Source organism: Xanthomonas sp. BRIP62415, from assembly GCF_003993515.1.
GTDB lineage: Bacteria > Pseudomonadota > Gammaproteobacteria > Xanthomonadales > Xanthomonadaceae > Xanthomonas > Xanthomonas euroxanthea.
This window is the reverse complement of record NZ_QEZH01000018.1, coordinates 359,058-382,764: the sequence shown is the minus strand read 5'-3', so window position 1 is coordinate 382,764 and position 23,707 is coordinate 359,058. Positions and strand designations below refer to the sequence as shown.

Annotated in this window: 20 protein-coding genes; 4 read left to right on the top strand and 16 right to left on the bottom strand. The window is 66.6% G+C overall.

The genetic code is table 11. The features are described from left to right. Positions 1–5 precede the first annotated feature (5 nt). The 3 genes from EO141_RS07510 to EO141_RS07500 form a co-directional block, all read right to left on the bottom strand. Complete coding sequence (locus EO141_RS07510) at positions 6–1,913, bottom strand: glycosyltransferase family 2 protein (protein ID WP_104585558.1); 1,908 nt, start codon at positions 1,911–1,913, stop codon at positions 6–8. Positions 1,914–1,926: 13 nt separating this feature from the next. Beyond that, on the bottom strand, positions 1,927–2,958 hold the full coding sequence (locus EO141_RS07505) for a transporter (protein WP_164739105.1): 1,032 nt from the start codon (positions 2,956–2,958) through the stop codon (positions 1,927–1,929). A gap of 130 nt (positions 2,959–3,088) precedes the next feature. Further along, on the bottom strand, positions 3,089–3,928 hold the full coding sequence (locus EO141_RS07500) for a glycosyltransferase family 2 protein (RefSeq protein WP_104649423.1): 840 nt from the start codon (positions 3,926–3,928) through the stop codon (positions 3,089–3,091). A gap of 352 nt (positions 3,929–4,280) precedes the next feature. On the opposite strand from EO141_RS07500, the gene EO141_RS07495 reads away from it, so the two are divergent. From EO141_RS07495 to EO141_RS07480, 4 genes are all read left to right on the top strand, one after another. Beyond that, complete coding sequence (locus EO141_RS07495) at positions 4,281–5,441, top strand: phosphotransferase (protein ID WP_127168856.1); 1,161 nt, start codon at positions 4,281–4,283, stop codon at positions 5,439–5,441. A 32-nt stretch (positions 5,442–5,473) separates the two neighbouring features. Next, positions 5,474–7,639: a TonB-dependent receptor gene (locus EO141_RS07490; RefSeq protein WP_127168855.1), complete on the top strand. Its 2,166-nt coding sequence runs from the start codon at positions 5,474–5,476 to the stop codon at positions 7,637–7,639. Positions 7,640–7,906: 267 nt separating this feature from the next. Further along, positions 7,907–8,482 (top strand): nicotinamide riboside transporter PnuC, encoded by a 576-nt coding sequence (gene pnuC, locus EO141_RS07485; RefSeq protein WP_127168854.1) that lies wholly within the window; start codon positions 7,907–7,909, stop codon positions 8,480–8,482. 105 nt (positions 8,483–8,587) lie between these two features. Then, a complete protein-coding gene (locus EO141_RS07480; RefSeq protein WP_127168853.1) occupies positions 8,588–9,316 on the top strand; it encodes a UTRA domain-containing protein in 729 nt (242 codons plus the stop codon). Positions 9,317–9,829: 513 nt separating this feature from the next. On the opposite strand, the gene EO141_RS07470 is transcribed toward EO141_RS07480, so the two are convergent. The 13 genes from EO141_RS07470 to EO141_RS07410 all read right to left on the bottom strand — a co-directional run bounded on the left by EO141_RS07470 (position 9,830) and on the right by EO141_RS07410 (position 23,621). Continuing rightward, entirely contained in the window at positions 9,830–10,669 is an 840-nt protein-coding gene (locus tag EO141_RS07470) for a glycosyltransferase (protein WP_127168852.1), read from the bottom strand. Next, positions 10,666–12,987, bottom strand: coding sequence for a type II secretion system secretin GspD (gspD, locus tag EO141_RS07465; RefSeq protein ID WP_127168851.1), 2,322 nt, complete (start codon positions 12,985–12,987; stop codon positions 10,666–10,668). Before gspD ends, EO141_RS07470 begins: the two co-directional genes overlap by 4 nt. Next, positions 12,984–13,775 (bottom strand): type II secretion system protein XpsN, encoded by a 792-nt coding sequence (gene xpsN / locus EO141_RS07460; protein WP_104585576.1) that lies wholly within the window; start codon positions 13,773–13,775, stop codon positions 12,984–12,986. The genes gspD and xpsN overlap by 4 nt, the downstream gene beginning before the upstream one ends. Beyond that, a complete protein-coding gene (gspM, locus tag EO141_RS07455; protein WP_115677921.1) occupies positions 13,765–14,418 on the bottom strand; it encodes a type II secretion system protein GspM in 654 nt (217 codons plus the stop codon). The genes xpsN and gspM overlap by 11 nt, the downstream gene beginning before the upstream one ends. Beyond that, on the bottom strand, positions 14,402–15,523 hold the full coding sequence (locus EO141_RS07450; RefSeq protein WP_127168850.1) for a PilN domain-containing protein: 1,122 nt from the start codon (positions 15,521–15,523) through the stop codon (positions 14,402–14,404). The genes gspM and EO141_RS07450 overlap by 17 nt, the downstream gene beginning before the upstream one ends. Beyond that, positions 15,520–16,371 carry a type II secretion system protein GspK gene (locus EO141_RS07445; RefSeq protein ID WP_016901924.1) on the bottom strand — a complete coding sequence of 284 codons (852 nt, stop codon included), beginning with the start codon at positions 16,369–16,371 and terminating at the stop codon, positions 15,520–15,522. Before EO141_RS07445 ends, EO141_RS07450 begins: the two co-directional genes overlap by 4 nt. Beyond that, positions 16,368–17,003, bottom strand: a complete 636-nt coding sequence (locus EO141_RS07440) for a type II secretion system protein J (protein ID WP_104585580.1) — start codon at positions 17,001–17,003, stop codon at positions 16,368–16,370. Before EO141_RS07440 ends, EO141_RS07445 begins: the two co-directional genes overlap by 4 nt. After that, complete coding sequence (locus tag EO141_RS07435) at positions 17,000–17,416, bottom strand: prepilin-type N-terminal cleavage/methylation domain-containing protein (protein ID WP_029218999.1); 417 nt, start codon at positions 17,414–17,416, stop codon at positions 17,000–17,002. Before EO141_RS07435 ends, EO141_RS07440 begins: the two co-directional genes overlap by 4 nt. Then, positions 17,413–17,922 (bottom strand): GspH/FimT family pseudopilin, encoded by a 510-nt coding sequence (locus EO141_RS07430; protein WP_119131815.1) that lies wholly within the window; start codon positions 17,920–17,922, stop codon positions 17,413–17,415. The genes EO141_RS07435 and EO141_RS07430 overlap by 4 nt, the downstream gene beginning before the upstream one ends. A gap of 10 nt (positions 17,923–17,932) precedes the next feature. Further along, the gene (gene gspG / locus EO141_RS07425; RefSeq protein WP_024939118.1) at positions 17,933–18,364 is read right to left on the bottom strand and encodes a type II secretion system major pseudopilin GspG; all 432 of its coding nucleotides are present in this window, start codon (positions 18,362–18,364) and stop codon (positions 17,933–17,935) included. Positions 18,365–18,487: 123 nt separating this feature from the next. Beyond that, the gene (locus EO141_RS07420; RefSeq protein WP_104585582.1) at positions 18,488–19,705 is read right to left on the bottom strand and encodes a type II secretion system F family protein; all 1,218 of its coding nucleotides are present in this window, start codon (positions 19,703–19,705) and stop codon (positions 18,488–18,490) included. A gap of 175 nt (positions 19,706–19,880) precedes the next feature. Next, entirely contained in the window at positions 19,881–21,608 is a 1,728-nt protein-coding gene (gene gspE, locus EO141_RS07415) for a type II secretion system ATPase GspE (RefSeq protein ID WP_164739104.1), read from the bottom strand. Positions 21,609–21,737: 129 nt separating this feature from the next. Then, positions 21,738–23,621 carry a diffusible signal factor-reguated S8 family serine peptidase gene (locus tag EO141_RS07410; RefSeq protein ID WP_104585978.1) on the bottom strand — a complete coding sequence of 628 codons (1,884 nt, stop codon included), beginning with the start codon at positions 23,619–23,621 and terminating at the stop codon, positions 21,738–21,740. Positions 23,622–23,707: the final 86 nt, after the last annotated feature.

Genomic DNA, 23,707 nt, shown 5'->3' with positions numbered 1-23,707 from the left:
CCGACTCACTCTTCGAGTGCGGCGCGGCGCTCGTTTTCCGAATGCTTGCTGATGCCATGAGTGGTCTTCTCCCAATAGAACGGATTGTGGATCAGCTGCCAGAGGCCCTTGTAGGCGGCGATCGACTGCAGCGCCCAGTACAACGGCACGGTCAGCGCGTAGGGCGCCAGCTTGAAGTAGTCGCGTTTGAACGCGGCCACCAGCGTGATGTAGATGAAGAACGCATTGGCCAACAACAGATTGACCAGCGAAATGGTGGCCAGCCACGGCGGGAAGAACCGTTCGAACGCGCTTGTCCCGGTGACTGCCCAGACCACGTACAGCGCCCACAGCACCGGCACGCCCAACGCGGTGAAGAAGCCGCCACCGATGAAGAACTGAAAGCCCCAAAAGCCCTTGAACCCGGTGCTGCGATACAGATGCACCGGGTCGCGCATGTGCACCAGCCAGGTCTGCATATAGCCCTTGAGCCAGCGCGAACGCTGCCGGATCCAGTTGGGAATGCTGACGTTGGCTTCTTCGAACGTGGTGGAGTTAACCACGTTGACGCGGTAGCCGTTCTGGATCAACCGCACGCCCAGATCGGCGTCTTCGGTGACGTTGTACGGGTCCCACGCGCGCACCTGGCGCAGCACATCCAGACGGAAATGGTTGGAGGTGCCGCCCAACGGAATCGGAATGCGCAGGTATTCCAGCGCCGGCAGGTAGAAGTCGAACCAGAGCGTGTACTCCAGCGTAAACATCCGCGTCAGCCAGTTTTCGTCGGCGTTGTAGTAGTTCAGGCGCGCCTGGATGCACACCACATCCTTGTCGGCCTTGCGGAATGCCGCCACCACGCGCTTGAGCTGATCCGGCTCGGGCTTGTCTTCGGCGTCGTAGATGGTGAGCAGTTCGCCGCGCGCAAAATGCAGCGCGTAGTTGCAGGCCTTGGGCTTGGTCTTGGGCTGCGACGGCGGCACCCGGATGATTTCGAAGAACGCTTCCAGGCCGAGTTTCTTGGCGGCCTCGATGGTGTCGAAATCGTCCGCTTCCAGTACCAGCTTCACGTCGAGCTTGCTGATCGGGTAATCCAGCTTGCGCAGCGCATTGGCCAGGATCGGCAGGACTTCCGGCTCCTTGTACATGGGCACCAGCACGGTATAGACCGGCAGGTCGTCATCGCGCAGTGCGGCCACTTCGTCCTCGGTGACCTTGATGTCGATGCGGTGGCGCGAGCCGAACCACACCAGCAACAGCTTCAGTCCGAAGGTCGCCAGAAAGCCCAGCGCCACCAGCACGTTGACGGTGATCAGGGCCGGCACCGGGAACAGCACCATCGCGATCACCAGCACCGCGGCAATTGCCCACAGCGTGAGCTTCTGCCCGCGCGTCACCACCTGGCGCGCCGAGTAGGTCGGCGCATGCGATGCGAGCAGGTTCAGCGCGTTGTCGGTGAGCTGTTCGTCGGCGTAGCGCTGCAGGCTCCAGATGATGTCGAACTTGGCGGTGCCGACAAACCGCACGTCTTCGCCATAGTGCGCACGCGCCCAGGCGAACACCGCCGGGTCGGGGTCGGCCACGGCCAGCACCAGCACGCCGTCTTCGCGGCGCCACGGCAGCAGCAGACGCTGCGCATAACTTTCCAGATCGCCGGGGGTGAGCAGTTCCGGATCCGGCGGTTGCTGCACCAGGTCGACGAACTCCAGGCCGAAGTGCGCGGCGACGATGGCGTAGAACCGCTGTGCCGGCACGCCGCGCTGAGCCAGGATCACATCGCCCAGGCGCGAGTTCCAGCGTTGCTGCAATGCCAGCGCCGAGCGCAGTTGTTCGTCGGTGATGACGCCTGCCGTGACCAGCGCGCGGCCCAACAGACCGCGTTCGCGGCCGATGTCCGGTGCCCGTCCCAGCGCGTCCATTTCGCAGGTGACCGTCATTGTCGTGGCGTCCTTAGAACCGCCACCAGGCAGCCACGAATGGCCCACCTGCAGCAGCGGTGTTGCGGCCCATCACTGGCTGCTGATACCCCACCTGCCACTGGCTGCCGCCCGGCGCGGTGTACAGCGTGGACAACTGCAGCTTCGTGAGGTCGTAGTTGGTGCCGGTGGCAACGAAGCCGACGCCCCCAGCAGAGCCTGGGACGTCAAAATTGTTGCGCCCGTTGCCCAGACCCTGGATCACGTTGACTTCGCCAAGCAGCAACCAGCTCGGGGTCAGGCTCAGGCCGCTGGAGGCGTCCACGCGCAGTTCGTCGGAGGCCGCACTGCCGCGCAAGCGTACTGCACCCCCCAGATCAACGTAGCCGTTGCGCCCGCCCAGCGTGTAACCACGCCCACGGCTGTAACGCAGCTCTAGGCCATAGTCGCCCAGGCCCAGCGCAGGATCGGTATTCGCACTGGGATTGTTCGGATGGTAGGTCTTGCTGCGGCCATAAGCCGGAATGCTGACCAATGCCTGCACCGAGCTGCGCCAGACGTCCTCTTGCGCGCTTGGCAGCGCATAGCGCAAGCCAACTTCCTGATCGGCAAGACCGGTCGTGCTGGTGCGGGTCCGGCCATCACCGCCGTAATTGCTGAAACCCACTTCGGTGAAATAGAAATTGCCGATGAAGCTCAGCTTGTCGGTCAGCCCATGCTCGACGTAGACATTCAACTGGTCCTGGCGGCTACGCCCGTTTCCGTCGAATTGTTGGCCGTCGCCAAACGTCGTGCGGTGATGGCTGTCGTCGAACCAGCCGCGGCCATCGCTATGCAGCGCCTTGACGATCACCAGGGTGTCGCCCTGCGGCTGGGTCCAGGCACCGGCCACGGCGGTGCCTGGCACGGCGGCCATCACACAGCTCAGCGCAAGCGCCGATAGCGCGGCTGCCGGCACGCGGCGGGTGCTGGATGCAAGAGAAGGAGGCGAGACAACCGGACGGGACTGCAGCGCAGCGGCGCACGGCTGACGTACCCGCAATTGCGGGTCGTTCTGTAAGGACATTTGCACGATTCCTGATGGGGGACCCGGAAGGGACAGGAAGCTAGTGATTGATCACACTTCGAAGCGAAACGTATCACAGTTACGCCCCGCCACCCATCACTGATTTATCACAAATTTAACGCTAGCGAACTCATCTCTTTCGCAACAATTTCGGCACCTGGGCAGCGGCATGGGTCCAGATCGCCAGCCATACGCCGAGCCGGGTGACCGGCCCGCGCCGGCCCGCCTCGAACTTGCGGAAATAGCGCCACAGCCCGCGGTGTTTGTGCCACTCCACGAAGAATGGCCGCGACCGGCTGGACACGCCACGCACGTGCACGACCTGCAGATCGTTGGCCACCGCCACCAGCGCGCCGGCCTGACGCGCCCGCCGGCACAGGTCCAGGTCTTCGGCATGCAGGCGGTATGCACCGTCCCAGCCGTCGAGCCGGTCGAACAGGCTGCGCTGCATCAGCATCAAGGCGCCGGAGATGGCGTCCACCACCTGCAACGTCGCAGAAGGATCGGCCGGCACCGCCAGCTGCGCGGCAGCGCGCGGTGCGCGCAGCATCGCGGCAAAATCCGGATCGCGGCGGCGCACTGCCGCATCCGGCTGCCCCTGCTCGTCCACCTGCTCCACGCCCAACAACACTGCCGCATGCCCCGCCGCGCGTGCGCACAGCTGCGCCAATGTGTCGCGCTCGACCATCAGGTCCGGATTGATGAACACCAGCCAGGGCGCCTGCGAGTCGCGCGCGCCCTGGTTGCAGGCCGTCGCAAAGCCGGGGTTGTCCGGGTTGGCGATGAAGTGCAGGCGCGCATCGGCCAGGGCATGCCGCTGCACGACTTCCAGGGTGTCGTCGCTGGAGGCGTTGTCGACCACCCGGATCTCGCTGATGCCCTCTGCCACGCGCAGCCGCGACAGGCACGCATCGATGGTGCTGCTGCTCTGGTAGGTGACGACGACGGCGGCGATCTGGACAGGAGTCATCGGTCCATTATCCGGTGCCGAGGCCGCGCAGCGCCATCACGCCGATGCCGGCCCGCACATGACGGCTGGCAGCGCCAGCAGGCATACTGCGCGCCCGGAGCCGCCCGGCGGTCTTCCGCAGGCGCCGCCCACGGCGCACCCCACATTTTCAGTGTCGAGATGACGGCCAGCGACCTTTCGGTGTTGCGCTGCCTTTTCATTCCCTGCAGCGCAACCGCCTGATGGCGCGCGCGCTGCAACGACGGCCCGGCAGCGCCGTCCGTGTTATCGCCGGTGCGCGCGCCGGGTCCGCTACAACGGCATCGATTGGCTGGTCTATACCACTGGCGTGCGCCGCACCGGAGCTGCGCGCATGAGCACCTCGCATCAGGTGCACGGCATGAGCCTGGAGTTGGCACTGCCGGACTGGCCGGTGTTGACTGCCGAGGAAATCCATCGCGTGCTGCAGCACGTTTGCGCTGCCGGCGATGGCGCACGGATTCGCTGGCATAGCGCACGCCCGTTTTCCGCTGCCGCCTGCGTGGACACCGCCACCGGCACACTCATCGTCAAGCGGCATCACCGCAGCGTGCGCAGCATCGCCGACTTGCGCCAAGAACATGGCTTCATGGCGCACCTGCGCTGGGCCGGCGCGCCGGTGGTCGAGGTGCTGCACGATGCCGCCGGCCACACCGCCCTGGCCGATGCGCACTGGGTCTATGAAGTACAGCGCGCAGGCCTCGGCCAGGACCTGTATCGGGACGCCTTGTCGTGGACGCCCTTTACCAGCGCGGCGCATGCGTTGGCCGCAGGCGCCGCGCTGGCACGCCTGCATCTGGCAGCGCAGGGATTCGATGCGCCGCCACGTCGAAGCAGCGTCCTGGTCGCCAACCTGGCGCTGTTCGCGCAGGCCGACCCGCTGCGGGAGGTGGAACAGGCATTGCTGTCGCGCCCCGGCCTGGCCGCCGATTTCCAGGGCCGGCCCTGGCGCCGCGACCTGGCCGACCATTTGCTGCCCTGGCACGCCCGGGCATGGCCAGTATTGTCGGTGCCCGGCGCATTGCCGCCGCTGTGGACGCACGGCGACTGGCATGCCTCCAACCTGCTGTGGCGCACGCACGACGATGGCGACACCGAGGTCGGCGCGGTGTTCGACTTCGGCCTGTGCGACCGCAACTTTGCGATGTTCGACCTGGCCACGGCGATCGAACGCAACCTGATCCCATGGTTGAACCTGGACGCAGGGCAACGTGCGCAGCCACAGCTGGAGCAACTCGACGCCTTGCTGGACGGCTACAGCCGGCACTGCACGCTGGGCGCGGTGCAGCTGCGGCAGCTGGTCGCCTTGCTGCCGATCGTGCATGCCGACTTCGCCCTGAGCGAGATCGACTACTTCGCCGGCATCACCCGCTCGGCCGACAACGCCGACATCGCCTATCACCGCTACCTGCTCGGCCATGCGGACTGGTTTGCCAGTGCCGATGGCCAGCGTCTGCTCGACCACCTGCACGCGCGCGCGCGCCGGTTGCCATGAGCGCTCTTTCTTCTCCTTTTCGAGTCCTGCGCATGCACCTGCCCGTCTCCCTGCCCCACCGCCGCCCGCTCGCGCTTGCACTCGCGCTGTGCGTGGCCACCCCTGCACTCGCGCAGCAAGACCCAGCCGCCGAGGCGGTGGAACTGGATGCGGTCAACGTGCGTGGCGAACGCGCCGAGGCCAGCACCGCATTGACCGGCTTCGGCGCCACGCGGCTGCTGGATGCCCCGGCCTCGATCGCGGTGATCGATCGCCAGCAAGTGCTCGACCGCCAGGCACGCGTGCTCAGCGAGGTATTGCGTGCCGATGCCTCCACGGGCGAGGCCTACGCACCGATCGGCTACTACGAAAATTTCGTCGTGCGCGGCTATTCGCTCAACGCCGCCAACAGTTACCGCATCAACGGCCTGAGCGCAGTGGGCGAGCAATCCATCGCGCTGGAAAACAAGCAGCAGGTGCAGCTCCTCAAGGGTCTGGCCGGGCTGCAATCGGGTGTCAACGAACCCGCCGGGTTGATCGACTACCGCACCAAGCGGCCCGAGCACGTGCGCAGCGTGACCCTGGGGACCGACGAACAAGGTTCGCGCTATGTCGCCGCCGACCTGGGCGACTGGTTCGGCGCCGAACGCAGCCTGGGCCTGCGCGTCAATGCCGCACGCGAAGACATCGACAGCTATGTCGACCACGCCGACGGCTACCGCAATTTCCTCTCGCTGGCCGGCGACTGGAAGATCACCCCGCAATCGCTGCTGCAGCTGGACGTGGAATACCAGCATCGCCAGCAACGCTCGGTGCCGGGTTATCAACTGCTGGGCGGCACCCAGGTGCCGCGCGCCATCGATGTGCATCGCCTGCTCGGCTACCAGCCATGGTCGCGGCCGGTGGAGATGGATGCGCTCAATGCGCAGCTGCGTTACGCCTACCAGTTCAACGACGACTGGCGCGCCACTGCCGAAGCGGCGCGCAGCCGCTCGGTGATCAACGATTTCTCCGCATTCGCCTGGGGCTGTTACGGCGCGGCCAGTTGCGCCGACAGCGTCACCCCGAATTTCTTCAGTGCGCAAGGCGAGTACGACGTCTACGACTACCGCAACCCCGACGACACCCGCGTGCACGATCAACTGCGCGCCATGCTGGAAGGCCGCGTGCTCACCGGCGCACTGGATCACCACCTGAGCATCGGCGGCGACTGGCTGCGCCGCACCATCGATCGTTTCGGCTCGGTCAACGAATTCGTCGGCAGCGGCAGCATCGACCGCGACCCGGAGGTGTTTGCACAAACCGACGTCGCCCTGGACCCGAAACAGCGCCGCCTGGACAGCCGTCAACGCGCCCTGGTGGTCGCCGACCGGATCGGACTGGGGCCGCGGTGGGAGCTGTCGCTGGGTGCGCGCTATGTGCGCCTGGACGAGCGCAGCTTCGATCGCGATGGCGTCCTGGAGCGCCGCACACGCAAGGACACGCTGCTGCCGCAGGCCGCACTGCTGTTCAAGCCGCAACAGAACGTGTCGCTGTATGCCAGCTACGCCAAGAGCCTGGCCGCCGGCGGCACCGCGCCGTGGTTTGCCGACAACGCCGATGAGATCCTGCCGCCGACCAATGCCTACCAGCTGGAAACCGGTGCAAAATTCGATTTCGACGGCCTGCGCCTGGGCGCGGCGCTGTTCGACATCCGCCAGGCCTACCAGTTCACCCAGCCGCAGGCCGATGGAGGCTTGCGCTATGTGCAACAGGGCCGCCTGCACAACCGTGGGCTGGAACTATCGGCCGACGGGGCGGCAACCGAACAGCTGCGCCTGTTCGCCAGCGTCGCCGCCATCCGCGCGCGCGCCGAAGACACCGACATTGCCGACTACGAAGGCCATCAGGCCATCAACGTACCCAAGCTGCGTGCCAGCCTGCAGGCCGACTACAGCGTGCCCGGCATCGACGGCCTGGCGCTGCTGGCAGGCCTGCAATACAGCGGGCGCAAGTTCGCCGACCGGCTCGGCAATGCCAGCGTGCCGGCCTACACCGTGGCCAACCTGGGCGCGCGCTATGCCACCGCACTGGGCGGGGCGGCCACCACCTGGCGCTTGAACGTGGACAACGTGTTCGACAAACGCTACTGGCGCGATGCCGGCGAATACCAGGGCGATGCGTACCTGTTCCCGGGTGCGCCGCGTACGGCGCGCCTGACGGTGCAGGTGGATTTTTGAGGCCTGCTGCCCCCATCCGCCCTTCGGGCAGCTTCCCCCGCAGGCGGGGGAAGGACCTCGAAGCGAGTCAGCTGTGCTTGTGCGTGTTTGAGGCAATGGCTGAAAACAGCAGGCACCAGTTGAAGGCAGGGACTCAGCGGTGAGAGCGCTATCGCGTTTCCATCGCATGCAGATTCGGGGCACCGCGCAGCATCCACTTCCGACCGCACCGCTGCTTTGCACGGCCTGCACCTCTCCCACCGCTGTCCACTTTCCATCAGGCATTGCATGTCGTTGCTCGAATCCACCGCCGTCGTGATCAACCTGCTGGGCGTGTGGCTGACCGCGCGGCGCATTCGCTGGTGCTGGCCGGTCGGCATCGTGGCGGTGGCGCTGTATGCCTGGCTGTTTTATCAGTGGAAGCTGTATTCGGACATGCTGCTGCAGGGCGTCTACGTGCTGACCCAGCTGTACGGATGGTGGCACTGGCAACGCGGTGCCGCTGCAGAAACGCGGATTCGCCCGCTGCCGATGCCGGTTGCGGAACTGTGGCTATCGCTGTGCATCGGCGCGGCGTTCGCTGCCGCGCTCGGTGCCTACATGCATCACCGCACCGATGCCACGCTGCCGTGGCTGGATGCGGCGCTGGCCAATTTCAGCCTGGTCGCCAGCGTGTGGGCCGCGCGCAAACGCATCGCCAACTGGGTGCTCTGGATCGTGCTCGATTGCATTTACGTAGGCGTGTTCCTGAGCAAAGGGCTATACCCCACCGCCCTGCTCTACGCCGGTTTCGTGGGGCTTGCGGTGTATGGATGGCGTAGCTGGAAAGCCCAACAGCAGCAGAACCCGGCAGGCGTTGTCTGAGCCACCTGCGGTTTGCGGGCGCGTTCTTCTTTACCATCGCCGCATGTACCTCTCTCACCCGACTGCCTTGCACAGGCGCTGCAGCCACCACCGGCGGATCGCCGCATGAGCGCACCGCGCCAGCACGCCATCACCGAAATCGTCTCCGCGCAGATCGCCGCCGGCGAATGGGGTCCGGACCAGCGCCTGCCGGTAGAGCGCGAGCTTGCCGAACGCTTCGGCTGCACCCGCATCACCTTGCGTGAGGCCTTGCAGCAACTGGAAGCGCAGGGACGCATCTACCGCGAGAACCGGCGCGGCTGGTTCGTCAGCGCACCGCGCGTGCGCTACGACCCCACCAGCATCGCCGGTTTCATGCAGTACGTGGCGGCGCAGGGGCGCAAGCCGCGCACCGAGCTGTTGAGTGCCAACCGCCAGGCGGCGGGCGCTGCCTACGCGGCGGCGCTACGGCTGCAGACGCCCTACGAAGAGGTCTTCGTGCTGCAACGCCGGCGCTGGATCGACCGCCGCGCGGTGCTGCTGGAAACCAACGTGGTGCTGGCTGCCTGGGCGCCGGGCCTGCTGGAACACGACCTGGCCGGCTCGCTGTCGAGCGTGTTCAACCGGAAACTCGGTCTGTTCCTGAGCCGCGCGCAGTTGTCGATGCATCCGGCCGGGCTGGACGCCGCGCAAGCCCTGTTGCTGCAGTCCACCACCGGCACGCCCTGCTTCCGGCTGCAGCGGATCAGCTTCGCCGAAGACGGCCGCGCGGTGGAACTGGATATCGAATCCTGGCGCCACGATGCGCTGGAGGTGGTGGTACGCACCGAGGCACCGATGCGTTCGGCTTCTTGAGCGGCTAACAAGACGACGTCACGTCAGTCATTGCACTGCGGCCTGGCTGCAGGGCCCTTGCCCGCCCACCATCGCGGGACACGCCGTGAATCCGTCCATGGAGGCTCTTACGCGGCATCCATGCCGCGTAAGGTCCCGCGACGGTGGGCGGGCAAGGACCAGTCGAGATGGTCGGTGTGCATGTTTTCAACAAAGCAACCGACTCACTCTCCGGTGCGGTGTCCTCGCCGATTGCGGGACCGTGTGGCGGCATGGATGCCGCCACCGAGCCCCCAGGGACGGGTTCACGGCGTGTCCCGCGAGCGGTGAGGGCACCGCGCCCTCGACCCCCTCGGCGTTTGACCTGGACTCCCGATAGCATCTACCAGCATACGGCCGACAAGCCACTGCACTCACCGCACGGCAAGCAGTCGTCAGGTTGCATAGGACAGCGCTCAAGAAACTGCACTGCACAAGTCCACCGAACACCGGCTGCGCCCGCCTGACGGTGAGCATGCCGCTTTGGCAGCTGTTCTACGCGTCAAATAGCCTGCGTTGTGGATCCGGCGGCGGTAAATCGGCTAGCAGCTGCGCGAGTTGATCGCGCTGCGCACGTAGCGGGTCGTGCATCAGGAAGTTGGCCAGGCGGGCGTGCCAGGCCGGCCAGCGCGTGGCCAGGGCATCCATGTCGCCATCGGCCGGGCGGCCTTCGTGTGGCGAGGCGACAAAGGCGGTATCGCACAGCACGTTGCGCCATCCCAGCCCCGCCATGCGCAGACTCAGGTCCACCAGTGCCGCATACCAGGAGCCGTAGCTGCTGGCATCCAGGCCGCCGGCCTTGCGCCGTGCGCTGCCGCGCAGCAGCACCGCGTGGCCGATCGCCGATGGCAGTTCCGGATGCAGCGGCGGCATCGCCGCACACGCAGCGGCGAGCCGCTCCCGCGCCTCGGGCATCGGGTTGAGTTCGCCCAGGCGTGGCCAGGCACAGGCTTCGCCCACATTGCTCCACGGGGTGGCGGTGGCAATCGCCGCATCGCGCGCAAAACAGGCATCGAGCTGATTCAACCAACCCGGCAGCGGGCAGGCGTCCACGCCCAGCACCACCACGTCGGCATCGCTGCAGGCGCTGAGCATTTCGTCCAGATGCGCGACCTCGCCGAGCATGCGCTGGCGCCGTGTGTGATGCGCCTGCAGATGCGTGCGCGCCAGCCAGTGCTCGATCACCGCGCGGCCGCGCGGGCCGGCCTGCGCGTCGTCGGCCAGCCACACCCGCGTGCCGGCGGGGGTGGCCGCATCCAGTGCACCCAGGCAGGCATCCAGGGCCTCGTCGTCGGTGCCGACCGGCACCAGCACGACGGGCAGTGCCGCACTCATTGCGGCTTCTGGCTGGGCTTCAGCGGCTCCATGGCCTTGAACTTCTGGCCGTACTCGTCGGTGAGATTGCGCGCTTCCTGCGGGTTGCGCACGATCGACGGGGTGATCAGCACGATGACTTCGCGGCGGGTATTGCTCTTTCCCTTGGTTCCGAACAACGCACCGACTACAGGAAGCTTGCTCAGGAAGGGCACGCCATCGCTCGTATCCGTGGTTGTGTCATCAATCAGACCGGCCAGCATGATCGTGTCGCCGCTTTGCACAGCAGCTTCTGTTTTGACACGGCGGGTGTTGATGTCGACGTTACAGGCTGCTGCGTTTACCGTTGCGGTCGCCGAAGTACACGCGGCAGGCCGATCACCGGGGCTACTTACTTCTTGGACGATATCCAGAAACACCATCCCGTCCTTGGTCACACGCGGACGCACCTTCAAAATCACGCCCGTATCAATGTATTGCACAGAAGAGAAACTACTGTCGCTACCAAGACCCGTATTGATCGAAGTTGAGTTGATCGCAATTCGCGAACCGACGTTGAGCGTCGCTTCTGCATTATTTCGCACAAACACCGAAGGCGTTTGGAGCAATCGGACATTTGTCACCCGATCTAACGCAGTGATGATGGCAGCCGCATTCTTTCCAAGAAATGTCCATCCCAAACCGTTACTAGTCACGCTTCCGGCAATATCCCCCCAGATGTTCCGACCCGCAGCGTTGGTAAGGCCAGCGCCAACACCAATACCAGTGGCATTCGTTAATGCAGTCGCTGGATCTCTCGAAGCATTCACCGCGTTTTCGAAGTACCAATTGACGCCGTAGCTGAGGTCGCCCGTCAAATTCACCTCAGCCACCTGCGCTTCGATATGCACCTGCATCGGCATCACGTCGAGCTTTTCAATGACGTCGCGGATGGAGGTCCATGCCTGCGGGGTGGAACGCACCAACAAGGTATTGGTTTCGGCCACCGCCGACACGCCGACCTTGTCGCCTTCCACCTCCAGCGTCACCGCACCATTGCCGTTGCTGCGCGGCGACAGCTGCAGGCTGCCGTTGCCCAGCCCACCGCTGCTGCTGCCACTGCCACTGCTGCCACCGAAGCTGCTGCCGGAGGAGCTGCCATCGCTGCTCTCGCCGACGCTGCCGCCGGTCATGCCCGAGCTGCCGCCCATGCTGCTGTCGCGATTGCCCAGCTGCCCACCCAGCACGCTGGTTTCCGCGCCCGGCGCCAGCGAAGCATTGGAGTCGCCGTTGTTGCCGCGGCCGCCGAACACTTCCGACAGGCGGTCGGCCAGGTCCTTGGCCTTGATGTACTTCAACTCATACGAGAACAGGCGCACGCCGCCACCGGCGCTGTCGATGCGGTCCAGCCACTGCTGGATCTGGTCCAGGTAGCGCGGCTGCGGGGTGATCACCAGCACCGCGTTGGCGTTCTCCAGCGGCATGAAGCGGAACATGCCGGCGCTGGGCGTCTTGCTCTGTTCGCCGAACACCTTCTCCAGATCGGCCGAGACCTTTTCGGCCTTGCCGGACTGGATCGGGAACACGCCCACCGACATGCCCGACAGCCAGTCCACGTCGAAGATCTGCACGGTGCGCAGGTAGTTTTCCAGCTCGGCGCGGGTGCCCCCCAGCGTGATCACGTTGCGCGAGGGGTCGGTACCGACGATGGCGTTGGGGCGCGCGTACGGCTCCAGCACCTTCTTCATTTCGCTGGCGGAGATGAACTTCAACGGCACCACGCGCACTTCGAAACCGCGCGCGGCCGAGGGCGATGCGGTGCTGGGCGCGACGGTGCCGGCCAGCGCCTGGTCGGCCGGCACGATGTTGTAGCGGCCACCGCTGAACACCATGCGCGCGTTGTTCCAGCCCAGCACCATTTCCAGCAGGTTCAAGGCCTGCGCCGGCGAGACCGGATTGGGCGTGGCCAGGGTCACGGTGCCCTGCACGCCGGGGGCGATGACGTAGTTCTGCCCGAGCATGTCGCCCAGGATCGCCTTGACCACCGCCTGCACCGATTCGCCTTCGAAGTTGAAGGTGGCGCTGCCGCTGCTGGCCATGCCCAGCGAGGGCGACGGCGCGGCGGCGGCGCTCTGGTTGATCATGGTGCCACTGCCACGCCGGATCACCGGGGTGGGCTTGGCGCTGGCATTGCCCTCGGCGCGTTGCTCGGCGCTGGTCTGGGTGGCGCCGGCAGCGCCGACTTGCGGGTCCAGGCGCGCGTCGCGGCGCACCTCCGGCGGCGGCGTGGAGGCGCAACCGGCCAGCAGGCCGATCAGCAGGGACACGGGAAACAGGCGCTGCGTCATGCGTTCACTCATTGGGTCTGACCGGGGGTAGAGCCGCTCTGGCGCTGCTGTTGCAGCTGGCGGCGTCGGGCTTCGATACGTTCGCGGATGGCGCGCATCTGATCGTCGGAGGGGCGTGGGGCTTCCTGAGCGCCATCGCTGCGCTGCGGCGGCACCGTCGGCGGTGTCTGCCCGCCGGGCTGCTGTGGCTGCGCGGCGGGCTGGGTCTGCGGCGGTTGCGTCGGCGCAACGGCGGCGGCATCGGGCGAGGGTAACGGCGGGATGGCACCGGCAGCGGCGCGCGCGCCCGCATTGGCGGTGGGTGGCTGCCCGCCCAGGCCGTTGAACACATGCAACTCCAGTGTCTGAGTGCCGCCGGGGCCCTCGATGGTTGCGCTGCGCGGCTGCAGGGCGAGCAGGCGCCAGCCCTTGACCGCCTCGCCGCCCAGTTGCACACGCACCGAATCCTGCGGGTCCAGCGTCAGCGTGGCCATCTTGAAGTTGTCCGTCAGCAGCACGCCGGTCAGGCGCACCGTCGAGGCAGCGCTGCTGCCGTCGTTGCCGGACAGGAAGAACGGATGCGGCAGGCGGTCTTCGGCGAAGGCCGGATGCGCGGCGATCTCCGAATATTTTTCGAATGCGCCCAGCCGTTCCGGGGCTGGTGCCGGCAGCGTGGGCAGGCGCTGCACAAGCGCCGGGTCGTCCGGCAGCAACTCCACGCGCTTGCCCAGCCCGGCCACGGCCAGCACGCATACCAGCAGCGCCCAGCCGACCACGGTGGCCAGCAGCCAGGTGCGCAGGCCGATCATGTCAAGGCGCATTGCCGGCCTCCGCAGCGTCGGGGGCGGCGGGCGCCGCGTCGGTGTTCAACGGCGCGGCGCTGGCGCCCGGGCGCAGATAGCCGGCCAGTTCGAAGGCAATGTCCAGGCCGTTGCCGCTTTCGTTGGGCGAGAGTTGGTAGCGCTGCGCCATCACGTTGAGGTTGTCCACGAACAGGCGCGGGGTGCCGTTTTCCAGGCTGTACAGCACCGAGGCCAGCTCCGGGGTGCCGCAGCGCAGGCGTACCTGCACCGCGACGCGGGTGAAGCGGTCCTTGCTTTCCGGCTGCAGCGGCGAGCGGTTGCTGATCGCGCAGCTGCGGTTGCCGGGGCTGGCTTCCACCACGGCGCGTTCCAGCCGCTGCACCAGGCCGGCCGATGCCAGTTCGGCCGAGGTTTCCGGCAGGAAGCCCGGGCGGCTTTCCAGGGTCTGGCGCGCCTGGCGTAGCCGTTTGCTGACTTCCGGCGCCTGCTGCAGTTGCACGCGCACGCGCAGCTCGCGCTCGCGCAGCGCTTGCAGGTCGTCCTGCACCGCGATCATCGGCTGGGTGAACCAGGGGTGCACCAGCACCAGATAGGCCACGCCGATCACCAGCAACAGCAGGCCCAAAGCGATCCAGCGATCGCGCTTAACGCTGCGTGGCATCGGCCGCCTCCTTAGCATCGGGGCCGGCCAGTTCGGCGGTGATGGTGAAGCGGTCGACGTTGCGACCGGCATCGCTCTGCAGCACGCCGGTCAGCGAGGGCGTGCGCCACAGCGGCGAGCCTTCCAGGCGCCGCACCAGCGAGGAGGCTTCGTTGCTCAAGCCGATCAACTGCAATTGCCCACCTTCGACCGAAAATTTTTCCAGGTAGGTGCCGCCCGGCAAACGCCGGCTCAGTTCGTCCCAGATTTCCACCGAGGTGGGGCGGGTGGCACGTTGCTGCTGAAAGAAGTTGGCCCCTTCGACCAGATCCAGCAATTGCTGGCGTTCGGCGGCGACCTGGCGCGCACGTGCGGCGTTGGCCTGCACCTTGGCACGCAAGTCGTCGGCGGCCTGGCGGCGGTTGTCCAGCAGCAGCCAGCCGGCCACGGCCAGCAGCACCAGTGCGGCGGCAGCGAGCAACAGATTCCAGCGCTGCATCGGGTCGCTGCGCCGCAGCCGCCGCGCCGGCGGCAGCAGGTTCACGCCCAGCGGCAGGCCCTGCGCATCGGCGACATCGATGCCGGACAAGGCGCTGGCCCATGCGTCGGGCACGCCGTCCGGGCCATCGATCAGGCGCCGCGGCACCACCACCAGTTCGGCATCGAGCTGGCCGTCCTCGCGCACGTCCAGCACGCGCGCATCGAAGTACACCTGGTCGGCAGTGAACGGGGTTTGCCGATCGATCTCGAAGCGCGCCACATCCTGCAGCCGCGCCGCTGCCGCAGCAGGCAGGCGCAACGGACGACGCAAGGCATGCGCGGCCGGCAGCAGCCAATGCCGCGGCAAGCCTTCCATCGCGGTCGGCAACAAGGCATGCACTTCCTGCGGCTGCACCGGCCACGGCAGGCTGGCGATGGTCTCGCTGCTGTGATCGCGCTGACGCAGCAACTGCAACGCCTGCCCATCGGGCTGCAACAACAGCCGCGACGGCGACAGGCCCAACTGCCATTGCCAGCGCTGCGGCAGCCAGGCCAGCAGCGATTGTTGCCACCAACGCCAGAAGCCTCCGGCTCCCGGCATGGCGCGTACGCCGATACGACCCAAGGTGTCCCGCCATGCGGTCATTGCACTGCTGCTCCCTCTTCCCAACGCAACACGGTATACGCCGACCCAGGTAGTGCGGACGCACTGGTGGAGACCACCGCCCGCAACACAGCCTCGCGTCCCTGACTCAGTCGCGCCCGGCTCTCGATACTATAAGTGTCCGACCCACCGACCGTCGCCTCGCTGCCCGGCAAACCCGGCGGCGCGTCACGCTGGGCCAGCAGTTGCCGCGCATCCAGGCCCATCGCGGTCAGCACCGGGCCCGGCGCAAAGCGCGCTTCGGGGCGCGAGCGTCCGCTGTACAGGGTGAGGTTGGGCAACAGCTTGCGATACAGCTCGCCATCCATTCCCAGCACCAGGCGCAACTCGCCCAGCGTTTCGAACGGGCCATCCTTGGCACCGTACGGCAATCCGGCATCGGCATAATCGCGATCTTCCGCGCCACCGCCGGGCTGGCTCAGCGAATCGCCATCGCGCCAGTCGACGATCGCGCCGGCAATGCGCGTATCGCGGCCCTGCTCGCCACCGACCGCGCGTACCAGGCCAGCCAGCAGCGCGGGCTCGGCCATGTTCAAGTCCACCTTGCCGCTTTCATCGGTAATGCGGATCTCCACCGTGGCATCGTCCATCTGCCAACGATAGCGCCGGCCGTCTGCGAGCCAGCGTGCCTGGGTGTCGGTGCTCTGCAGGCGGGACAATGCGTATTCCAGCCCCGAGCGCGCATATTCCTGCGCCTGCGCGCCATTGCGCAGCATGCTGCCCTGCAGCGCTTCCACCCGCGCGGTCAGCGCGAATGCACCGATCATCGCGGTGAGCAGCGCAATCAGCCATAGCACCAACACCAGCGCGGCACCGCGCATCGCGCTCATTGCCCCGCTCCCGGGTTGCTGGATTGCGGCAGGGCCACCACCAGCGGCGGCCAGGCGGCACCGCCACTACGGATCTCGATGCGCACCAGCAACGGCAGGCGGTCGTGCCATTCCCACTGCGGCAACCACGCGCTGAGGCGTCCGCTCTGCGGATCCATGCCGCGATACCGGAAGCTCACCTGCTGCACGTCGTCGGCAAGTGTTTCCGGCGGCAGCGTGGTGCCCTCCTCGATCGGCTTGCCCGATTGCAGCATGGTCAACGCGATCCGCAGGGTGCGCTGCTCGCCATCGCCGGCCACCGACAGATCATGCAGGTACGGCCCGCCGCGGCCCAGGTAATCCGGCACATCGGCGGCAAACCGCATGCGCTGCGCCTCGCCGATGAACAGCATCGGCTGCTGACTCTGCGGGTCGATGCCCATCGCGATCGGCAGTGCCGCCGCCAGTCGCCGGCGCAGGAATTCCTCCACTGCACGCACGCGCTCGCTGCGCTGGGCGATCGCCTCGCCGCGCTGGCTCACCGCGCTGGCCGAGCGCAAGGTGGCAAACGCCAATGCCAGCCCGCCCACCAGCAACATCGTCGCCAGCAACACTTCGATCAAGGTGAAGCCGGCACTACGCGGCCGACTCATGGCGCGCTGCCCGGTTGCGCCGCCGCGACCAGCCGCAAGGTGCGCCACTGCAACACCTGGTTGGGTTGCTCGCCCCAGCGCACCACCAGGGTCAGCTGCAGCAACGTGTGTGCGCCGGGGGACACCGGCGCCTGCGGATTGCGTCGCGGCTCGTCGTACGGGCGCACATCCATCGACCAGCGGAAATGCCCGTCCTCGAACGTGCCTTGCTGCTGCTCGGGCACCAGCGGTTTGTCCATGCCCTGGGCCGCCAGCAACGATTGCGCATGCAAGGTGGCGCGCGTGCTCTCGTCGGCCGCGCGCACCTGACGCGCGGCACCGGACAGCGATCCCAGCAACAGGCTCAATGCCAGCGCCAGTAACGCAAAGGCGACGATCACCTCGATCAGCGTGTAACCGCGCTGGCGCTTCATGGCGCCGGCGTCCGCAACTGCCCGGAACGCACTTCGCCGGTGATCCAGCCCACGTCCACGCGCCAGGTCGCGTCCTTGACGCGCAGATCGATGCGCCCGCCGGTGGAGGCGCCATCGGGAAAGAACTGGATGGCGCCCTGATCCTGCCGCGACTGCACCTGCCGCGCGCCGGTGAAACGCACCTCCAGCGACGCCGGCAGATCGCCGTGATGGCCGCCGGGTGCTTCCCAGCGGCGCTGCTGCGGGTCGATCAGAAAGCGCTGCGGCGTGCCGGTGGCGATCGCCTGCGTGCGCGTATAACGCAACTGCGAGGCGATCGCCTTGCCGGCGGTGCGCAGGCGCATGCCGTCGATCCCGCCGTTGAGCGCTGCGGCGGCCAGCACACCGGCCATCGCGATCAGGGCGATGACCAGCAGCATCTCCAGCAACGAACTGCCACGCGTGCGTGTGCGACCAGGGCCGACCACTCCATGCGGATGACGCAACGGCTGACACGCAACGCGCATGGCGAACGGCTTATTGGTACTTGATATCCGCGTCGTAACTGCTGCCACCGGGGCGGCCGTCCTTGCCCAGGCTGATCAGATCGAACGGCTGGCCATCGCCGGGCGCGCGGTATTCGATGGTGTGGCCCCACGGGTCGTTGAGTTCGGCCGGCTTGGCGTACGGGCCCAGCCAGCCGCTGCTGCCGCCGGGCTGGGTGACCAGGTCATCGAGCTTGCTCGGCAACTTGCCGGTGTCCAGCTGGAAATTCTCGATCTTGCCGGCCAGGGTCTGGATCTGCGACTTGGCCAGATTGGCCTTGCCGCGATCGGCACCACCGAGCACACGGCTGCCGACCAGGGTCAGCACCGCGCCGATCAGGACGATGACGATGATGATTTCCAGCAGGCTCATGCCGGCCTGGCCTGCACGCGATGGGCTACGGGTGATGGAGCGCTTGATCATGAACGATTTCCTTGCACGTCGATGAAAGATGCTGCCGCCAGAAGATGACACAGCGGCCATTGCAATGGTTCCCGCATGGGTGTCGCGCGGTCGCCGGAACGTTGTTGTGAATCCACCGCCACGTTATCCGATGGCATTGGTCAGGTCATACAGCGGTACCAGCACCGAGATGATGACAAGCCCCACCACCGAGGCCAGCACCAGCGTGATCAGCGGCACCAGCGCGGCCAGCGCGCGGTCGATGGCCTGCGCGGTTTCCAGCTCGAAGGTGTCGGCGGTCTTGAGCAGCATCGTATCCAGCGCGCCCGATTCTTCGCCGACCTGGATCATCTGCAGGGCCAGCCGCGGGAAGCGCTTGCCACGTGCCAGCGCCATCGCCAGGCCATGGCCGTTCTTGACGTCGTCGGCGGCGGCATCGACATCCTCGACCAATGCCAGGTTGGACATCACGTTGCGCGCAATGCCGATCGCCGCCAGCAGCGGCACGCCGTTGCGCAACAAGGTGCCCAGGGTACGCGTCAGCCGTGCGGTTTCCAGGCGCGCGATCAGGCTGCCGACCACTTTCTGCCGCAGCAACCATTCGTCCAGCGCGGCACGGAAGGCGGCATTGCGGCGTTTGCGATCCAGCCACAGCCCAAGCACGCCCGGCACCACGATCAACACCACCCACCAGTCGCGCACCAGCAGGCCCACGCTCAACACCGCCTGGGTGAACCACGGCAAGGCCACGTCCAGGCTTTCGTACATCTGCGCGAACTGCGGCACCACATAGCCGAGCAGGAACAGCAGCGCGCAGCCGACCACCGCCAGCAGGATCGCCGGATAGATCAACGCGTTGATCACCTTGCCGCGCAGCGCGCGGCTGCGCTCCAGGTAATCGGCCAGGCGTTGCAGCGTGTCCTGCATGCTGCCGCCGGCTTCGCCGGCGCGCACCATGTTGATGTAGAGCTTGGAAAACAGCCCGTGCTGGCGTTCCAGCGCCGAGGACAGCGGCGCGCCGCCACGCACGGTGTCACGCACATCGCCGATCACGCGCCGGCTTTTGTCGTCTTCGGGCAGATCCATCAGGATCGACAACGCGCGATCCAGCGGCTGGCCGGCACCGATCAGCGTGGACAACTGCTGGGTGAACTGCACCAGCGCGGCGTTGTCGAACGGCTTCTTGCGCAACAGCATGCGCAGCGACGGCGAGTCGTTTTCGCCGGTGGCCAGGCGCGTTTCCACCGGCAGGTGGCCCTGCTCCTGCAGGCGCAGGGCCACGTCGGCGTCGCTGGCCGCTTCCATCTGGCCATCGAGCATTTCGCCGTGGGCGTCGAGCGCCTTGTAGCGGTACAGGGGCATCAGGCTGGAAGGCCGGGAGTGGGGAATCGGGAATCGGGAATCGGGCAAAGCACGGTGCTGCGCTGTGCTGGCGCGACTGCGCGCATCTGCGCGTGCGCGCACCGCAGTGCCAGGACGCTGCTTTGGTTATCTTCCGATCCTGAGCATCCGATGCTCGTTGTGGCTCCGTTGACTCTCACGCATCCTCCGTCACGCGCAGCACTTCTTCGATGGTGGTTTCGCCGCGCAAGGCCTTGGACAGGCCGTCTTCGTACATGGTGCGCATGCCGGCCTTGCGAGCCAGTTGCTCGATCTCGCCCATGCCGGCGCGACGCATCACCGCGCGCCGCAACTCGTCGTTCATGACCAGGAATTCGACGATGGTGGTGCGGCCGAGGTAACCGGTCGGCGCGGCGGCAGAGGCGCGCGGGCGATACAGGTAGATCTCCCCGTCCGGCTGCAGCCGGCGCAGGTTGAAGCGTTCGATTTCTTCCGGCGATGCCGGATAGCGCTCGGCGTTGGCCAGGTCGAGCTTGCGCACCAGGCGCTGCGCCAGGATGCCGTTGATGGTGGAGGTGAGCAGATAATCCTCCACGCCCATGTCGAGCAGGCGGGTGATGCCGCCGGCCGCATTGTTGGTGTGCAGCGTGGACAGCACCAGATGGCCGGTGAGCGCGGACTGGATCGCGATGCGTGCGGTTTCCAGATCGCGCATTTCGCCGATCATGATGATGTCCGGATCCTGGCGCACGATGCTGCGCAGCGCGTTGGCGAAATCCAGCCCGATCTGCGGTTTGGCCTGGATCTGGTTGATGCCTTCGATCTGGTATTCCACCGGGTCTTCGACGGTGATGATCTTCACGTCGGAGGTATTGAGCTGGCTCAATGCGGTGTACAGCGTGGTGGTCTTGCCCGAGCCGGTCGGGCCGGTCACCAGCATGATGCCGTGCGGTTGCTCCAGCACCTTGCGGAACTGCGGCAGAAACTCTTCGGTGAAGCCGAGCTTGTAGAAGTCGAACACCACCGTCTCGCGATCGAGCAGGCGCATCACCACGCTCTCGCCGTGCGCGGTGGGCACGGTGCTGACACGCAGGTCCAGCTCCTTGCCCTGCACGCGCAGCATGATGCGGCCGTCCTGTGGCAGCCGGCGTTCGGCGATGTTGAGCTTGGCCATGATCTTGATGCGGCTGATGACCGCGGCGGTGAGCTTGGCCGGCGGGCTTTCGCCTTCCACCAGCACGCCGTCCACGCGGTAACGCACCTTTAGCCGGCTTTCGAACGGTTCGATATGGATGTCCGAGGCGCGCAGCTCCACCGCGTGCTGGATCACCAGGTTCACCAGGCGAATCACCGGCGCCTCGGACGCCAGGTCGCGCAGCGCTTCGATATCGTCGCTGCTGTTGGCATCGCCATCGGCGGTTTCCACGATGGTGCCCATCGCGCTGCGGCCCTGGCCGTACCAGCGCTCGATCAGATCGTCGATTTCCGAGCGCAGGCCAACCTGCAGGAACAGCGCACAGCCGATGGCAAGCCGCACCGCGTCGATCGCGTAATCGTCGTAGGGATCGGCGATCCACAGCTCCAGCCGGCCATCGCGTTCGCCGACCGGGCACAGATGGAATTGCTTGAGGAAGCGCAGCGACAGCCCCTGCACTTCCGGCAGCATCTCCGGCGGGGTATCGCCGAGCTGGCGGGCATCCACCAGCGGCAGACCCAGCACATCGGCGCAGGTCTCGGCATGATCGCGTTCGGACACCAGGCCCAGACGGCCGAGCAAGGCCAGCAGGCCCATGCCGGATTCGGTCTGCAACTGGCGCGCGCGCAGCAGATCGGTGTCTTTCAGACGACGGCGTTCGAGCAGCGCCTCGACGATGCGCGTCTCCGCACTGCGATGCTCAATTGGATCGACGGCAACCGCGTTCACACTCGTCTCCACTGGTCCGGCGCCGACTGTAGCAGTTTGCCGCGACGATCAACCGTACGCATCTGAATCGCCATGAAAAACGATGCCCCCGGTGATTGGCCGGGGGCATCGGTCACACTATTTAGCTACTTACTGTCGTGCAACGAGCGTCAGCTTCGCGTAGTCGCCAGCGCCCACCAGCTTGATGTAGTAGGTGCCTGCCTTGGGAGCAGTGAAACGCACGGTTTCGCTGTTGCCCGGGCGGGTCGACTTGGCGTCGTAACTGGTCGCGCTGGGTTCGGCTTCATGGCTGACGTACACCGACACATCGCCGGTGCCGCCGTAGGTCATGAAGCTGAGCACGGCCCCGGCCTTGGCTTCGAAGCTGTACAGCGTGGCGCTGCCGGCGGTACCACTCAGGCCGGTCAGCGGGGCCTTGTTGGTCAAGGCAATGGCGGTCGGCGCGCAGCTTTCGGTGGCCGGATCGCAGGGCTCCACCAGCACCGCTTCCAGCGCGGCCTTGGCATCGACGATGCCGCTGCCGATCGGGGTACTGGCCGGCGGCGTCACCGGGAAGCGGCGGCTGGTCTGCTTGAGCAGGGCTTCCACTGCGGCCGGAGTCAGCGGGCCATCGCCCAGGCCGATCGCCGCGCTCTGCACCAGGGCGACGACACCGGCCACGTGCGGCGATGCCATCGAGGTGCCGCCTAGTCCCATATAGGTATAGGTGCCCGAGGTCGGCGTGGTCGCACCGGTATAGCCGGCCTGCCAGATGTAGCCGCCCGGATTGCCGTCCACGCTGCCACCGCCGCCCGGACCGGACAGGTCCACCTTGCTGCCGTAGTTGGAGTAGTAGGTGATGCCGCCGGTGATGCGCGTGGCACCCACGGTGATGGTGTTGTTGCAGCTGGCCGGCGAATGGTTGGCCGCGTCTTCGCCGCTGTTGCCGGCCGCCACCACCACGGTGGTGCCGCGCGAGACGGCGCCGTTGATCGCCAGCTGGGTGGCCGAATCGCACGGCTCGCCGCCGCCCAGGCTCATGTTGATGACCTCGGCCGGGTTGGTGTTGGCGGGCACGCCGGCAACCGTACCGCCGGAGGCCCAGACGATCGCATCGGCGATGTCGGAGGTGTAGCCACCGCAACGGCCGAGCACGCGCACCGGCAGGATGGTCGCCTTCGGTGCCACGCCGGCCATGCCGACGCCGTTATTGGTCGCTTCGGCCACGGTGCCCGAGACATGGGTGCCGTGCCAGGAGCTTTCCTGCGCCACCGAGCCGTCATAGCAGACGTTGTCGGCCTCTTCCCAGTCGCCGTAATCCAGCGCGCCCGGTACGCGGGCATCGGTGGGACGACGCGAGACTTCGGCATCGGTAATGAAGTCGTAACCCTGTAGCAGGTTGCCGGCAAAATCCGGATGGCCCGGCAGGATGCCGGTATCCAGCACTGCCACCACCACGCCGGCGCCCTGCGACAGATCCCATGCGGCCGGCGCATTGATGCCGCCGTTGGGGTTGCTCAGATGCCACTGGTACTGCGCGTACAGCGGGTCATTGGGCACCAGCTGCGGGCTCACGTCGGTGGCGGCGAGGCTCTTCTTGATCTCGACCGGGCGCAGCATGCGGTCGATCTGCACGTCGGCCACGGACGGGTCGTTCTTGAGCTCGACCACGACCTTGTCCACCTGTGCGGTGGTCAGCGTGCTGGACAGCTTGATCAGGTCCGAGCCGATGCCGAGCTTGCGCACATACGTCGCCTTGGCGGCGGCTGCGCTGCTGCGTGCGCCAGTGCTCGCACCGACACGGCCGACGGCGGCCTGCACCGCGCTCAGCTTGCTGGCGCGATCGGTCGCGGCGGCGGTGTTGTCCTTGTAGCGCACGATCAGGCGGCTACTGAACGCAGCGCCGGCCGATGCTGCCTGGGTCGGTTCCTTGACCAGCAGTTGCGGGGCAGCAGCGAGCGTGCCCGATGCACCGAGCGCCATCATCAAGATGGCGCCGGTCAGCGGGGAGAGACGGAAATTCTTGTCGATCACGGTGAAGTCCTCTTCGTGTTTTTCGTCGATCAGCTGGGAGCGGCTTTCGAAACTGCTGCGCAACTGCGGTGCAGCTCGCTGCGTTT

What these genes read in the sequence shown, in the direction of transcription:
- EO141_RS07510 (WP_104585558.1), bottom strand. Translation starts at nt 1,913, where the DNA reads ATGACGGTCACCTGCGAAATGGACGCGCTGGGACGGGCACCGGACATC.
- EO141_RS07505 (WP_164739105.1), bottom strand. Translation starts at nt 2,958, where the DNA reads ATGTCCTTACAGAACGACCCGCAATTGCGGGTACGTCAGCCGTGCGCC.
- EO141_RS07500 (WP_104649423.1), bottom strand. Translation starts at nt 3,928, where the DNA reads ATGACTCCTGTCCAGATCGCCGCCGTCGTCGTCACCTACCAGAGCAGC.
- EO141_RS07495 (WP_127168856.1), top strand. Translation starts at nt 4,281, where the DNA reads ATGAGCACCTCGCATCAGGTGCACGGCATGAGCCTGGAGTTGGCACTG.
- EO141_RS07490 (WP_127168855.1), top strand. Translation starts at nt 5,474, where the DNA reads ATGCACCTGCCCGTCTCCCTGCCCCACCGCCGCCCGCTCGCGCTTGCA.
- pnuC (WP_127168854.1), top strand. Translation starts at nt 7,907, where the DNA reads ATGTCGTTGCTCGAATCCACCGCCGTCGTGATCAACCTGCTGGGCGTG.
- EO141_RS07480 (WP_127168853.1), top strand. Translation starts at nt 8,588, where the DNA reads ATGAGCGCACCGCGCCAGCACGCCATCACCGAAATCGTCTCCGCGCAG.
- EO141_RS07470 (WP_127168852.1), bottom strand. Translation starts at nt 10,669, where the DNA reads ATGAGTGCGGCACTGCCCGTCGTGCTGGTGCCGGTCGGCACCGACGAC.
- gspD (WP_127168851.1), bottom strand. Translation starts at nt 12,987, where the DNA reads ATGAGTGAACGCATGACGCAGCGCCTGTTTCCCGTGTCCCTGCTGATC.
- xpsN (WP_104585576.1), bottom strand. Translation starts at nt 13,775, where the DNA reads ATGCGCCTTGACATGATCGGCCTGCGCACCTGGCTGCTGGCCACCGTG.
- gspM (WP_115677921.1), bottom strand. Translation starts at nt 14,418, where the DNA reads ATGCCACGCAGCGTTAAGCGCGATCGCTGGATCGCTTTGGGCCTGCTG.
- EO141_RS07450 (WP_127168850.1), bottom strand. Translation starts at nt 15,523, where the DNA reads ATGACCGCATGGCGGGACACCTTGGGTCGTATCGGCGTACGCGCCATG.
- EO141_RS07445 (WP_016901924.1), bottom strand. Translation starts at nt 16,371, where the DNA reads ATGAGCGCGATGCGCGGTGCCGCGCTGGTGTTGGTGCTATGGCTGATT.
- EO141_RS07440 (WP_104585580.1), bottom strand. Translation starts at nt 17,003, where the DNA reads ATGAGTCGGCCGCGTAGTGCCGGCTTCACCTTGATCGAAGTGTTGCTG.
- EO141_RS07435 (WP_029218999.1), bottom strand. Translation starts at nt 17,416, where the DNA reads ATGAAGCGCCAGCGCGGTTACACGCTGATCGAGGTGATCGTCGCCTTT.
- EO141_RS07430 (WP_119131815.1), bottom strand. Translation starts at nt 17,922, where the DNA reads ATGCGCGTTGCGTGTCAGCCGTTGCGTCATCCGCATGGAGTGGTCGGC.
- gspG (WP_024939118.1), bottom strand. Translation starts at nt 18,364, where the DNA reads ATGATCAAGCGCTCCATCACCCGTAGCCCATCGCGTGCAGGCCAGGCC.
- EO141_RS07420 (WP_104585582.1), bottom strand. Translation starts at nt 19,705, where the DNA reads ATGCCCCTGTACCGCTACAAGGCGCTCGACGCCCACGGCGAAATGCTC.